Origin of the sequence: Kaistella sp. (assembly GCF_041824135.1) — a bacterium.
GTDB lineage: Bacteria > Bacteroidota > Bacteroidia > Flavobacteriales > Weeksellaceae > Kaistella.
Window position 1 is genome coordinate 1 of record NZ_JBGZYM010000020.1, and the last position, 13,706, is coordinate 13,706.

Sequence of the window (13,706 nt, forward strand, 5' to 3'; positions counted from 1 at the left end):
AGATGATAGATGATAGATGATAGATACAAATTTACTTTAAATAAAAAAACCTTGTCAATATTTTGAAATTTGACAAGGTAATTATATAAGATAAAAGGAATTTATCCCATTTTTCGGTGCGTACTTTTCGGCGCTCCTTTCGCAGACGACGTTGAAGCTTTTGCTTTTGGAGACGTTGTTTTTTCAGCTTTAGTAGCACCTTTTTTAGAATCAATTTGATCTGTAATTGAAGGCTCTTCTGTCGCTGATTCTTCAGACTTAACAAAACTGTCTGGAGTGATGTATCCCGCTTTGTGAAGAATATTATACCATTGTGCCAGTTTTTTGATGTCAGAAACATACACTCTTTCATGATCGTAATCAGGTAGAGAAACAGTCATAAATTCTCTCAATTCTGCATCAGTTGATTTGTGAGAAATCGTTTCTTTATACTCACTGTTTTTTGCAACGTTTTCGAAAACTTCAAACAAAGGAACTTCTTTGTCGAAAGTAAACATCGCAATATTGTCAAGCAGACTTACTTGTGAAGAATTAGAAATACTTACTTTTTTCTTGGTTAACACATCTTCGATAATGAAACCATTTTTCAACTGCGAAATCAACTTGTAAAGTCCTGGTTTCCCGGAAATTGAAATTATCTTTTCTAACTGCATTTTATTATTATTTTTTTGAATTTAAATATTTTTGGGTCCAAATTAAATTGGATCTATTTAGGAAATCTCATCTTATAATTCACAGAAACATCTCCCTGCGAAATCTTCGCTAATTTTCCTTTGACTAATTTTTTCTTTAAAGAACTTAAATGATCGGTGAACAAAATCCCTTCGATGTGATCGTATTCATGCTGAATAACTCTGGCGCGCATGTCGGAAAAAGTGTCGGTATGTTTAACGAAATTTTCGTCATAATATTCGATAACGATCGTTTCTTTTCTTTTCACATCTTCGCGAACATCTGGAATCGACAGACAACCTTCATTGAATTTCCATTCTTCACCACTTTCTTCCAGAATTGTAGCGTTAATGAAAACTTTTTTAAAATTTCTAAGTTCATCAGCAATATCTTCGTAATCCTCATCATCCGCCAACGGGGAAACATCAACTACAAAAAGTCGAATATCCAAACCAACTTGCGGTGCAGCCAACCCAATGCCATTAGCGCTATCCATGGTTTCGAACATGTTCGCAACAAAGGTTTTCAGCTCGGGATAATCTTTATCGATCTCGTGGCAATGTTTTCTTAAAATAGCATCTCCAAATGCTCTTATCGGTAATATCATCTTTGTTTTTGCTCTAAATAATTTTGCAATATAATCGTTGCACTTACTTTATCAATCAATCCTTTTTCTTCTCTTTTCTTCTTGGTCTTTCCACTTTGAGAGATAAAAAAAGAGGCCATCTTAGAGGTGAACCGTTCATCAAAACGATCAACTCCAACGGTCGGAAATTCGGATTTAAACTTGTCTATAAACTTTAAAATATGAACTTCTACGTCATTAAGATTTCCCTTTAAATCTGTGGGAAGTCCTACTACGATTTGTTCTACCTTGTTTTCAATAAAGTACTTTTTTAAAAATACAAATATATCTTTTGTAGGCACAGTATCCAAACCGCTTGCAATGATTTGCATATCATCGGTGACTGCAATACCGCACCGGGCTCTTCCATAATCAATTGCTAATATTTGTGACATCGTGTGCAAATTTAATAAAATTTTGTTGAAATGGTTTTCAGCATGTTAATATTTCTTTTTCAGAATCTGATACATTCCTTATTGTAGATCAAATATTATTCTATTGAGTTAAAATGAATTTGATCAACTTTAAATTTTATGCAAGTTCTTATTAAAATAATTTATAATTTTAATGTTTTAAAGAATTCAGCATGAAGACATTAATTCTCGTAAGACACGCTAAAAGTGATTGGCCAGAAAATACAGAAGATTTCGATCGGCCTCTAGCCGAAAAAGGATTGCACGATGCCGAAAAGATGTCTCACTTCTTAAAAAACAACAATATCGAAATCGACAAATTCTTTTCGAGTCCAGCCTTACGGGCTTTAACAACCTGTGAAATTTTCAATAAAGAATATCAAATAGAAATTGAGACGATACCAAAACTTTACAATGCGTCTGATACCAATTTCGAAAATATTACTCTTGGTTTAGATGATTCTTTAAATAAGGTCGCCATGTTTTCTCACAACAACGGAATTTCCAACTTCGCCAACAGCATGTCAGACATTATGTTTATGTTCCCAACTTGCGGCGTGGCAGGTTTTCAGATTGACTGCAACTCCTGGTCCGATTTTCACGATGCAAAAAAGAAGTTGATTTTCTTTTATGAACCAAAGAAAATTTAACCAGACTTTAAACACAAAAAAAAAACTCATCAAAATAAATTGGTGAGGTTTTTCATTGCTAAATGATCAGCTTATTTTGTTCTCTGTAAATCCAGATCTTCAAAATCAAAGCTAAAGTCCGTGATATCAGAAATTGGCTTTAATTTCATTCCTTCCGCTTTTCCGTTTTCATCTAAATTAAAATTAACAAACGCATCTGCATCGTAACTTCTATCATCCCATTTTGCGATCATTACATTAGGTGAATACGGCAACAACTCCCCTTTTAATCTCGGAGAATTCTTACAAAAAATTCGGAAACTGTTTCCTTCTTTTGAAATCATAACATCACCAAACCATGGATCGGTATAAGTTCCTACAATTTGCTCACTTTTGATTTGGCTGTTTTTATCTTTTTTAAAAGTATCCGATTTTGCAAAAATTTCTTTCTTTCCTTTTGCATATTCGTCGTTTATTTTAGACATTCTATCGCCATAGGTTTTTAGCCAGTTTCTATCTGCAACTCCTAAATAAGAATCTTTAATAGTGTTGGTAATTGCACTGAAGGCCGCGCCACTTTGTTGATTGGTCAATACTACGATCCCTAACTTCATGTCTGGAATTAAAGTGAACTGCGTCACCGTTCCAATTAATCCACCCGTATGATAAACCTGTTTGTGACCTTTTACATCGGTTACAAACCAACCTAATCCATATCCATTAAAATTCGTGTCGTACGGATTTTTTAAAGCAACAGGCGTAGAGATCTGCAGATTCCACAATTGCTGAATTTGTTTATCGGTCACGAGCTTCTTACCGTCTTTGGTGGTAAAGCCATTCATTAAAAATTCTGCCCAAATGTTCATATCTTTAATGTTACTCATAATTCCACCGGCTGCATTTCCAGTTTCATTCCAGTCATGTGGAACGGCGACAACTTTCCCATCAACTGGCGCGTGAGCATCAATGATGTTTGGAACGTTAGCCGCTTTCGCTCTGTTATAACTTCCGTAACTGGACGTCATTCCAACTGGTTTTAAGATTTTCTTTTCAATAAATTCTGCCCAAGAAAGTCCGGAAACTCTATGAATCACTTCACCAGCAACTATGAACATAATATTATTATAATCTAAATTACTACGAAATGAATTTTCTGGTTTTAGATATCTCACGTTGTGTATAATGTCATTCACAGTTAACGGTCCACCTTCTGGAAAAAACATCAGATCGCCTTGACCTAAACCAAGTCCGGCACGGTGCGTAATTAAATCTTTGATGGTTACTTCCTGAGAAACATAAGCATCATTCATTTGAAATTCAGGAATATATTTGGACACTTTATCTTCAAACTTTAATTTACCTTCATCAGCTAACATTGCCAGTGCAGTTGCTGTAAAACCTTTTGAATTAGAAGCGATTCCCACTAAAGTTTCATCGGTCATCTTTTGATTATTGGTAAGTGATCTTACACCAAACCCTTTTGAATAAATTACTTTTCCATCTTTTATAACTCCAACCGACATTCCGGGAACATCGAAAGTTTTTAAAGTATTTTGAATGAGTTCGTCGAGTTTCTTTTCCTCCATCTGCGAAAAAGCAAAGAAGGAAATAAAGATAAAGAGAAGTGAAAGTTTTGTTTTCATTGAATTTTTGATTTGCACGAAGATAGATAATTTTAGAAATATTTCATCATTCTACTGAAGTTCTTATGCTAAGCTTACTACAGGTTTAACTGCCAGGAAGTCGCATTTTACTATTGTCAACATTCTTAAAAATGTTATATTTGTTATCTTTTGTGTTTAAATTTAAATTGATTAAATGATTTTAATTGTCGATGATTCTCCGGAAAATATAATTTCCTTACAGAAAGTGCTTGAAAAAAATGATTTCGAGGTAGATACCGCATCTTCAGGAGAAGAGGCATTAAAAAAAATTCTTAAAAAATCTTACGTTCTAATCATCCTGGATGTTCAGATGCCTGGCATGGACGGCTTTGAAGTTGCCGAAGCAATTTCGGGGTACAGCAAGGCAAAAGAAACAGCGATTATTTTTCTTTCTGCCGCCACAGCAAATATCAACCTCATCACTAAAGGTTATTCATCTGGTGGTTTGGATTATATCAGCAAGCCAGTTGATATGAATATTCTTCTGCTAAAAGTAAAAACATTTTACCGTATTTACGAGCAAAGTCGCGCCCTGAACGAAATGCAAATCGCTTTACGGGCAGAAATTGAATTTCGAAAAGAGGCCGAACGAAAAAAAGATGAATTCATCAGCATAGCGAGTCATGAGTTAAAAACGCCGATGACCAGTATCAAAGGATATATTCAATTACTGGAAAGAAGTTTGGATAAAAACGATAAAGAAACCATTAGACTTCGGTTACATAAAGTGCAGAATCAAATTGAAAAATTAAATTTATTGATTGCCGATCTTTTAGATATCTCAAAAATTGAAAGCGGGAAACTGAAGTTTAATAAAAAATACTTTGCGTTTGATGACTTATTGGAGCATATCATCGAGGTTATGCAGCAATCAAATCCCCAAGTAAGAATTTTGAAAAAGGGGGACTTTGAAGCGGATGTTTACGCCGACGAAATGCGCATCGAGCAGGTGATTATTAACTTTATAACCAACGCCATAAAATATGCGCCTGATGGTAAAGAAATTCACATCACCACTGAAATGCGCAACGACGAAATTTATTTTTCTGTGCGTGATTTCGGCATTGGAATGTCGGAGGAACACCAGCAGAAAGTCTTCGAGAAATTCTACAGAATAGAAGAAACTTCAGCCAGATTTCAAGGTCTTGGCATAGGATTATATATATGTCAGGAAATAATTGAACGACACAACGGAATTATTGGAGCAAACAGCATCCCTAATGAAGGATCTGAATTCTATTTTCAAATACCGACTCATCCTGCAAACGGTATATTAAATAACTAACATTATGACTTTTAAAAGAAATCTACTTTTTGGCCTGGGTCTATCCATGATCCTTTTATTAATAAGTGCTTTTGCGTCTTACTTCAGTATTAGAAATCTGATTGACAGTTCGCACATGGTTCGAAACAGCAATCGTATTATTAAGGATTTAGATCATGTGTTCTCATTAGTCAAAGACGCTGAAACTGGTCAGAGAGGATATTTACTCACAGGAGATCAAGTTTTTCTGGATCCTTATACCAAGGCAAAATCAAAAATATCCGTTTCAATCAATGATCTCGCTGGCGAATTTACAGATACCAAAACACAAAGTGAAAATTTTGAAAAATTAAAACTTAATGTTGAGAAACGTCTCAGAATATTAGATCAAAATTTAGGTGAAAAGAAATCTAAAAATGACGTTACTACAGACCAACTTCTAGCCGGTAAGGAGTACATGGATGAAATCCGCAGGTTGGTTGATAATATGCAAACCGAGGAACAGTCCATTCTTAAATCCCGTACAGAAACACTGGATGAAATGGCCTCTTACACGCCATTGCTTATTATCTTTTCGGCCTTACTTGCAATAGCAATTACCCTTATATTCTTCCGTAAAGTTTCTCTGGATTTTGATGAAAAAAATAAGTTGACCGAAGAATTAGAACATAAGAATGAAGAAAGTGAAAACCGACTTTCTGCTATTGAAAAAGTGACTTCCCAAATTTCAGCTGGTGATTATAATATTCTATTAGATCAAAATGCTAAGAAAAACCTTGGCAGCGTGGCAGAATCGCTGAATAAGATGGCTCAATCACTTCAAAACTCCTTTAATTCCTTAGAGGAAAAAGAATGGTTAAGCTCTTCTATTTCAAAGTTGAATGACCGTATGATGGGTGAAAAAAGTATACAAAAATTGGCGGACGATATTCTGGAAGGGATCATTGGAAAGACCCAAAGTATGATTGCCGCGATTTATTTACAAGACGATGACAATAGACTTCATTTAACAGGAAGCTACGCAATGGTCGGCAATGACACTAAAAAAACACTTAAAATTGGTGAAGGAATCGCTGGTGAAGCCTTTAAATCAAGAAAGCAAATAGTGCTATCCAATATTCCAGATAACGAAGCGACCATTAGTTACGCAACTGGAAGTACCAAACCGAAAAACATTATTGCCATTCCAATTACAAGATATAATGTTCCGTTGGGAGTAATCGAATTAGGAACTATAGGCGATTATTCACCTTTGCAGTTAGAATTTCTTCACGCAGTAGCCGGGAATATCGGTTTAGCATTTTATGGTGCACAAAGCAGAATTAAAATGCAGGACTTGTTAGAGGAAACTCAGGCACAGTCGGAAGAACTTCAGACTCAGCATGCAGAACTGGAAAACATCAATGAAGAACTGGAAGCTCAATCGCAGAAACTGCTCGCCTCCGAGGAAGAACTACGCGTACAGCAGGAAGAACTGATGCAGAGCAATCAGGAACTGGAAGAAAGGACCGGTTTATTAGAGGAAAAAAATGTACTGATTGAAGAACGCAATGCTTCAATTCAGCAGAAATCAATGGAGTTAGAGCAAAGCACCAAATACAAATCAGAATTCCTGGCCAATATGTCCCATGAGTTACGAACGCCGCTTAATTCTATATTATTACTTTCTAAATTGATGACAGAAAGTGATGATCTGGATGAAACCTATGTGGAATATGCTTCGGTAATGCAAAGCTCGGGACAAGGTTTATTAACACTCATTGACGAGATTTTGGATCTTTCTAAAATTGAATCTGGAAAAATGACTTTGGAAATCAGCGAGGTTCCTTTAGAGGAAATTGCTGCGGATATGAAAATGCTGTTTAATCCAATGGCTAAGCAAAAAGATCTTGCTCTAAATATTGAAATTGAGTCTGAAACTTCAAAATTTTTGCACACCGATAAACTGCGGATCGAGCAAGTATTGAAAAACTTACTTTCTAATGCCATTAAGTTTACCTCGCAGGGAAGCATCACTTTGAAAATCGAAAATGATGATACCAAGGAAAAAATTCGCTTTAAAGTAATTGATACCGGCATTGGTATCGCCAAAGAAAAACTGCGTATGGTTTTCGAAGCTTTTCAACAAGCGGACGGATCTACCCAGCGAAAATATGGCGGAACCGGTTTAGGACTTTCTATCAGTCGGGAACTAGCACGATTGTTAGGTGGCGAAATTGAGTTGACAAGTAAAGAAGGCGTTGGTAGTGAATTTACACTTACTGTGCCCGTTCATATTACAGAAGGAGCCATAGAAGAATGGCAACCATCAGCTCAGAATATTGTCTATCCTGTTGTTGAAATAGCAAAGCAGCCAGAACGTTTTATTGCAGAACATATTCCGCAACCAATTCAGGATGATCGCGACCATATTGTAGAAGGAGATAAAATTATTTTAATCATTGAAGATGATACACCGTTCGCCAAAATACTGATGGATTTCGCGAGAAAGAAAGGTTACAAAGTAATTGCTGCCGTTCGCGGTGATGTCGGGATTGAACTGGCTCAACATTATAAACCGATTGCCATTTTACTCGATATTCAGTTGCCAATTATGGATGGTTGGCAAGTGATGGAAGCGTTGAAAACGAATCCAGAAACAAAACCAATTCCTGTTCATATTATGTCCTCCATGAAATTTAAACAGGAAAGTTTATTAAGAGGTGCGGTGGATTTTATCAATAAACCTTTCGCTCTGGAGCAAATGCAGGAAGTTTTTAAGAAACTTGAAAATGCGATGAACCGTTCGCCTAAAAAGGTTTTGATCGTAGAAGAAAATGAACAACATGCCAAGGCTCTAAGTTATTTCTTAAGTGCCAACAGCATCAGCACCGATATCGTGAGCAATGTTTCAGAAAGTATCGACGCATTACAAAAACAGGAAATAGACTGTGTAATTCTAGACATGGGAATGCCAGGTAAAAATGCTTACGACACTCTGGAAACCATCAAACAGAATAAAGGACTTGAGCAACTTCCTATTATCGTGTTTACCGGTAAAAGTCTTTCGCAAGGTGAAGAAAACCGAATTAAAAAATATGCAGATTCGATTGTCGTGAAAACGGCGTATTCTTATCAGCGTATCTTGGATGAAGCTGGATTATTCCTACATCTTGTTGAAGAAAAACAGAAGAAAAAAGGGGATAAGATCGGAAATTTTGAAAATCATGGAGAGTTAAGAAATATCTTAAACAATAAAACCGTATTGCTCGCAGACGATGATGTTCGTAATATTTTTTCACTAACCAAGGCGCTGGAAATTCAGGGAATGAAAATAATTCCTGCTATGGATGGAAAAGAAGCCCTAAAAATTTTAAAAGAAAATTCCGAAATCGATATCGTCTTAATGGATATGATGATGCCTGAAATGGACGGCTACGAAACTATTCGTGAGATTAGAAGCTCATCACAGTTTAAAAACCTACCCGTTTTGGCAGTGACTTCAAAAGCAATGATGGGAGATCGCGAGAAGTGTATTGCCGTAGGTGCTTCAGATTATATTTCAAAACCAGTAGATATTGATCAAATGGTTTCTTTGTTAAGAGTTTGGTTATACGACAAAATCTAAAATTCAGTTTATGAACAACGAAAAAGAGATCCTCATCATCGATGATGACAGTAAAAATATATTTGCGCTCAGCGCTGTGCTGAAAGCAAAAAAATTCCAGTGTATTTCTGCCTTGAGTGCGCATCAGGGATTGAAAATGCTTTCATCCAATAAAAATGTTGGCGTGGTTCTCATGGATATGATGATGCCTGAAATGGACGGCTATGAAGCGATCGAAAAAATGAAAAGCGACCATCAGCTCAAAAATATTCCGGTTATTGCGATTACTGCACAAGCTATGACTGGCGATCGGGAAAAGTGCATGGAAGCTGGTGCAGATGGCTATATATCAAAACCGGTAGATGTAGATGAACTTCTTCTACTACTCAACCAATTAATCGATTAAAAAGTGAATTCAACGGAACACAGTGATGAATATGTCGAAACCCTACTTTCAGATGTCCTGGAAGTGTATGGTTACGATTTCACGGGATATTCTCGTGCTTCTGTAAAGCGCAGAATTCTGCGACTCTATGCTTTAGACGGCTTTGTAAGTTTTGCTGAATACCGATATAAAATTAGAACCGAACCCGCTTACTTTAAAAGATTTTTAGAACAGGTAACCATCAACGTTACCGAAATGTTCAGAGATCCGGAGTTTTACAAAACTTTGAGGAATGATATTCTTCCCAGATTAGGAACCTACCCTTTTATCCGAATTTGGATTGCCGGCTGCAGTACCGGCGAAGAAGCCTACTCTGTTGCTATTTTTTTAAAGGAACTCAACCTTCTTCACAAGTCGCTGATTTATGCCACAGACATCAACAGTGCAGTTTTAGAAAACGCCGCACAGTCTATGATTCCCATGAACAAAATTCAGTTATATACCGAAAATTATATTGCAGCGGGAGGAAGTGAACAATTCTCTGATTATTACACCGCCAACTATTCGCTCGGAAAACTGAAAGACGATCTGAAAACCAAAATTATTTTTTCTACGCACAATTTGGTTTCAGATAATTCCTTTAATGAGTTTCAATTGATTTTATGCAGAAATGTTATTATTTATTTTGACAGACCTTTGCAAACAAAAGTGTTCGAATTATTTGATAATAGTTTAGAAAAATTTGGCTATCTTGCTTTGGGCACTAAAGAAACGCTGGATTTCTCTCCAGTTTCTAAAAATTTCGAAAGATTAGATAACGCTAAAATTTGGCGTAAAATTCAATAAATGAATAATTGTGAAGCATTGATTATAGGCGGATCCGCCGGCAGTCTGGACGTGCTTATACAGGTATTGCCCGACATCAATCCTACGCTTCCATTTCCTATTATTATTGTACTTCATCGAAAATCAGGAAAAGAAAGCTTGTTAACCAACGTGTTGAGTACCAAAACAAAATTGAAGGTAAAAGACCTCGAAGAAAAAGAAAGGATGATGGCTTCTACCATCTATATTGCGCCTCCAAATTATCATTTACTGATTGAAAACAATCAAACATTTTCACTCGATGCTTCTGAAAAAGTTAACTTTTCCAGACCTTCCATTGATGTTACTTTCGAAAGTGCCGCACAGGTATTTGAGGAAAATCTCGTATGTTTGCTGCTTTCTGGTGCGAACAGCGATGGCACTTCTGGTTTGCAGACTGTTAAAAAATACGGCGGCCGGGCAATCATTCAAAATCCAGGATCTGCAATTGTCCCTTTTATGCCAGAATACGCAATGGAGCACGTCGCGATCGACGCAATTCTGGACCCGAAAGAAATGGCGAATTATATAAACCAATTACAAAATGACTGACCAAGTTGCTCTAAAAGCGAGTAAAAAAGTATTTATTTTTGATGACAATCTGGAAATTCTGGAGTTGTGTACCGAAATTTTAAAGGATATCGGATTTCAGGTAAAAACATCGCCGACTACCAACGGAATTGAACAGCAGGTTAAAGAATTTTTGCCAGATCTTATTTTCATGGATAACTGGTTGCCAGATATCAGCGGAATTGAAGCGACCAGATTGATAAAAGCCAACGAAGAATTAAAAAATATACCTGTCATTTATTTCTCGGCGAACAGTAATATCAGCGAATTAGCCGCTGAAGCACAAGCTGACGATTTTATTGCTAAACCTTTCGACATCGATCATTTTGAGGAAATAGTGTGTAAATATATTGGTTGCTAACCGATAATTTAAATCATTGAAAAATTATTCATTGTCCAATAGCATTTTTAAAAAAACACGAAATCAAAGTAATCTACTTTTAGCATTTATTAACCTTTTATCTATCTTCGAATTTGCCATAAAATCTTAACTTTGTGATAAAGTAAAAAGTACATGGAAACTAAGAAAGAATTTTTTCTGGAGTGTTATAAGCTCGGCATCATTAAGTTTGGGAGATTTACCCTGAAATCGGGAATCGAAAGCCCTTTTTACGTGGATTTACGTCCGCTTGCTTCTGATCCTAAAATCCTAAAATTGCTCGCTAATTATTTGTTGGATATGCTTCCGTTAGATAATTTCGATCTGATTTGTGGCGTTCCTTATGCGGCACTTCCGATGGCTACAGCGATGTCTCTGGAAAGTTATCTTCCTTTGATCATCAAACGGAAAGAAGCCAAACAATACGGTACCAAAAAAATACTCGAAGGTATTTATACTCCTGGTCAAAACTGTCTTTTAGTAGAAGATGTAATTACTTCTGGAGCTTCTTTGCTTGAAACTATTCCTGAAATTGAAAACGAAGGAATTACGGTTTCTGATATTGTCGTTGTTTTAGACAGACAACAAGGCGGTAGAGAAATGTTGGAAAACAAAGGTTTCCGGGTCCATTCTCTTTTCACTATTTCTGATGTTTGCAAAATCTTGAAAGATGAAGGCCATTTAACGGATGAGGAAGTCGAGAGAATCAACGATTTCTTAGCCGGAAATGTTGTCAAATTTGAAGAAGAGAAAAGAATTTCTTACGAAGAAAAATTAGATATTTGCGACCATTCTGTGGCGCAAAAGTTATTGGAGATCGCAATTGAGAAAAGATCAAATCTTATTGTTTCCGCAGATGTTACTTCAACTCAAGAATTATTAGCTCTAGCCGAAAAAGTAGGTCCTCATATTGTTGCGCTGAAAACGCACATGGATATTTTGATGGACTTCGATCCTGATGCTACAATTTTACCATTGAAAGATCTGGCGACCAAATATAATTTCCTTTTAATGGAAGACCGCAAATTTGCAGACATCGGGAACACTCAGGAACTGCAGTTTGCTTATGGAATTTACAAGATTTCAAATTGGGCTGACTTTGTGACCGCACAGGTAATTGCAGGTTATGAATCGCTCAACTGTTTCCGAAATGTAGGAGTTGTTGCCATTTTGGGCATGTCATCCAAAGGAACTTTAACAAATTCTGATTACCGTGAAGCAGCAACGAAAATCGCACTTTCCCATCCCAATGTGTTTGGCGGAGTTTCACAAAACAAAACACCCAACGAATTACTCCTATTCACGCCTGGAATTAACTTAGCTGAAGCTGGCGACGATAAAGGTCAACAATACAATACACCAGAATACGCTTTTGAACAGTTAGAAACTGACTTCATCATTGTAGGACGTGGCATTTATAAATCTCAAGATGCAGAAAAAGCGGCCTTAACTTATAAGATCGCAGGCTGGAATGCTTACGAAGCGAGTTTGTAAACCGTTCTTCATTTCATAAAAAATAATCTCTCGCACATTTTGTAGATGACACAGGTTAATAAAAAAAATCTGCACCATCTGCTTAATTTGCGGGAGTTTTGATATTATAGCAATATTCTTGCTTTTCAAAGTCAAATCAACATCTTAATAAAATTAAAATTTGTCGAATATAATTTTACTTTTTCTCTGCTTATTTCTGGGGTTTTTTCTGCGGAAAACCAAGCTGTTTCCAGAAAATGGACATCTTGCTTTGAACTCTTTTGTAATTAATATTTCTCTTTCCGCCTTATCACTTTATTATATTCCTAAAATCGCATTGAACTTCCAAGTGCTATTTCCAGTGATGGTTCCTTGGTTGAATATTATTTTAGCAGTTTTATTTTTTAGCTTTTTAGGCAAGAAAATGAACTGGTCAAAATCATTAATTGGCGCTTTGATTATGTGCGCCGGTTTCGGGAATACTTCTTTCGTGGGTATTCCGGTCATTCAATCTTTGTATGGCGAAAGCGGTTTAAAAACAGTAATGCTTGTTGATCAGCCTGGTTCTTTTGTCGCGCTTTCTACGTTAGGAATCACGATTGCCAGCTTTTATTCAGGTGATAAAATCGGAATCACCCAAATCATCCAAAAAATTTTAAAATTTCCACCATTTATCGCTTTTGTGATTGCCGTTATTTTAAACATTTTTAGTGTTGCTATTCCAGTACAAATTGATGAAGTGTTTGCTAAATTAGGCGCAACAACGGTTCCACTTGCGTTGGTTTCGGTGGGAAGTCAACTCCGCTGGCAAAAATTAGATCATGATTCAAAACCTTTATTTTGGGGTCTTTTATTTAAACTTATTTTATTTCCAACTTTTATTTTCACTCTCTATTTTCTGATCTTAAAACAGCGGGGAGAAATGATTGAGATATCGTTTCTAGAATCTGCGATGGGACCAATGGTTACCGCAGCAATAATCGCCTCAGCTCATCGGTTAGAACCTAAATTCTGTAATCTGATCCTTGGTGTCGGAATTCCGCTATCATTTCTGACTTTAACTTTATGGTATTTGGTGATGAAATATGCTGGAGTGTTGGGCATGTAAATTTCTCCATCTTTAGTTATAAAATTTCTTCACTTCAAAAAAAGTAAAAAATCTCTTCCTATCATAAGTCAAGG

The 13,706-nt window shown here is 36.3% G+C and carries 13 protein-coding genes; 9 read left to right on the forward strand and 4 right to left on the reverse strand.

The features are described from left to right. Positions 1-101: 101 nt before the first annotated feature. From ACEYOS_RS02030 to ruvX, 3 genes are read right to left on the reverse strand one after another with little or no spacing between them, the layout of a single operon-like run. Positions 102-653 (reverse strand): DUF5606 domain-containing protein, encoded by a 552-nt coding sequence (locus tag ACEYOS_RS02030; RefSeq protein WP_373708412.1) that lies wholly within the window; start codon positions 651-653, stop codon positions 102-104. Between the two features lie 53 nt (positions 654-706). Continuing rightward, positions 707-1,279, reverse strand: a complete 573-nt coding sequence (def, locus tag ACEYOS_RS02035; RefSeq protein WP_373708413.1) for a peptide deformylase — start codon at positions 1,277-1,279, stop codon at positions 707-709. Further along, positions 1,276-1,692 (reverse strand): Holliday junction resolvase RuvX, encoded by a 417-nt coding sequence (ruvX, locus tag ACEYOS_RS02040; protein ID WP_373708414.1) that lies wholly within the window; start codon positions 1,690-1,692, stop codon positions 1,276-1,278. The genes def and ruvX overlap by 4 nt, the downstream gene beginning before the upstream one ends. Positions 1,693-1,883: 191 nt before the next feature. On the opposite strand from ruvX, the gene ACEYOS_RS02045 reads away from it, so the two are divergent. After that, positions 1,884-2,360 carry a histidine phosphatase family protein gene (locus tag ACEYOS_RS02045; protein WP_373708415.1) on the forward strand — a complete coding sequence of 159 codons (477 nt, stop codon included), beginning with the start codon at positions 1,884-1,886 and terminating at the stop codon, positions 2,358-2,360. 71 nt (positions 2,361-2,431) lie between these two features. On the opposite strand, the gene ACEYOS_RS02050 is transcribed toward ACEYOS_RS02045, so the two are convergent. Continuing rightward, positions 2,432-3,982: a serine hydrolase gene (locus tag ACEYOS_RS02050; RefSeq protein WP_373708416.1), complete on the reverse strand. Its 1,551-nt coding sequence runs from the start codon at positions 3,980-3,982 to the stop codon at positions 2,432-2,434. Positions 3,983-4,157: 175 nt separating this feature from the next. Between ACEYOS_RS02050 and ACEYOS_RS02055 the strand changes: the two genes are divergently transcribed. The 8 genes from ACEYOS_RS02055 (at position 4,158) to ACEYOS_RS02090 (ending at position 13,632) form a co-directional block, all read left to right on the forward strand. Beyond that, a complete protein-coding gene (locus ACEYOS_RS02055) occupies positions 4,158-5,288 on the forward strand; it encodes an ATP-binding protein (protein ID WP_373708417.1) in 1,131 nt (376 codons plus the stop codon). Positions 5,289-5,292: 4 nt separating this feature from the next. Further along, entirely contained in the window at positions 5,293-8,874 is a 3,582-nt protein-coding gene (locus tag ACEYOS_RS02060; RefSeq protein WP_373708418.1) for a response regulator, read from the forward strand. Between the two features lie 10 nt (positions 8,875-8,884). Continuing rightward, the gene (locus tag ACEYOS_RS02065; RefSeq protein ID WP_373708419.1) at positions 8,885-9,259 is read left to right on the forward strand and encodes a PleD family two-component system response regulator; all 375 of its coding nucleotides are present in this window, start codon (positions 8,885-8,887) and stop codon (positions 9,257-9,259) included. Between the two features lie 3 nt (positions 9,260-9,262). Then, entirely contained in the window at positions 9,263-10,084 is an 822-nt protein-coding gene (locus ACEYOS_RS02070; RefSeq protein WP_373708420.1) for a protein-glutamate O-methyltransferase CheR, read from the forward strand. Continuing rightward, positions 10,085-10,654, forward strand: a complete 570-nt coding sequence (locus ACEYOS_RS02075) for a chemotaxis protein CheB (protein ID WP_373708421.1) — start codon at positions 10,085-10,087, stop codon at positions 10,652-10,654. It begins immediately after the preceding gene. Continuing rightward, positions 10,647-11,033: a response regulator gene (locus ACEYOS_RS02080; protein ID WP_373708422.1), complete on the forward strand. Its 387-nt coding sequence runs from the start codon at positions 10,647-10,649 to the stop codon at positions 11,031-11,033. Before ACEYOS_RS02075 ends, ACEYOS_RS02080 begins: the two co-directional genes overlap by 8 nt. 153 nt (positions 11,034-11,186) lie before the next feature. Next, complete coding sequence (gene pyrF / locus ACEYOS_RS02085) at positions 11,187-12,545, forward strand: orotidine-5'-phosphate decarboxylase (protein ID WP_373708423.1); 1,359 nt, start codon at positions 11,187-11,189, stop codon at positions 12,543-12,545. Between the two features lie 160 nt (positions 12,546-12,705). Continuing rightward, the gene (locus tag ACEYOS_RS02090; protein WP_373708424.1) at positions 12,706-13,632 is read left to right on the forward strand and encodes an AEC family transporter; all 927 of its coding nucleotides are present in this window, start codon (positions 12,706-12,708) and stop codon (positions 13,630-13,632) included. The last annotated feature ends 74 nt before the right edge of the window (positions 13,633-13,706 follow it).

Excerpts from the sequence above, each read along its gene's own strand:
- ACEYOS_RS02030 (WP_373708412.1), bottom strand. The coding sequence starts at position 653 with ATGCAGTTAGAAAAGATAATTTCAATTTCCGGGAAACCAGGACTTTAC.
- def (WP_373708413.1), bottom strand. The coding sequence starts at position 1,279 with ATGATATTACCGATAAGAGCATTTGGAGATGCTATTTTAAGAAAACAT.
- ruvX (WP_373708414.1), bottom strand. The coding sequence starts at position 1,692 with ATGTCACAAATATTAGCAATTGATTATGGAAGAGCCCGGTGCGGTATT.
- ACEYOS_RS02045 (WP_373708415.1), top strand. The coding sequence starts at position 1,884 with ATGAAGACATTAATTCTCGTAAGACACGCTAAAAGTGATTGGCCAGAA.
- ACEYOS_RS02050 (WP_373708416.1), bottom strand. The coding sequence starts at position 3,982 with ATGAAAACAAAACTTTCACTTCTCTTTATCTTTATTTCCTTCTTTGCT.
- ACEYOS_RS02055 (WP_373708417.1), top strand. The coding sequence starts at position 4,158 with ATGATTTTAATTGTCGATGATTCTCCGGAAAATATAATTTCCTTACAG.
- ACEYOS_RS02060 (WP_373708418.1), top strand. The coding sequence starts at position 5,293 with ATGACTTTTAAAAGAAATCTACTTTTTGGCCTGGGTCTATCCATGATC.
- ACEYOS_RS02065 (WP_373708419.1), top strand. The coding sequence starts at position 8,885 with ATGAACAACGAAAAAGAGATCCTCATCATCGATGATGACAGTAAAAAT.
- ACEYOS_RS02075 (WP_373708421.1), top strand. The coding sequence starts at position 10,085 with ATGAATAATTGTGAAGCATTGATTATAGGCGGATCCGCCGGCAGTCTG.
- ACEYOS_RS02080 (WP_373708422.1), top strand. The coding sequence starts at position 10,647 with ATGACTGACCAAGTTGCTCTAAAAGCGAGTAAAAAAGTATTTATTTTT.
- pyrF (WP_373708423.1), top strand. The coding sequence starts at position 11,187 with ATGGAAACTAAGAAAGAATTTTTTCTGGAGTGTTATAAGCTCGGCATC.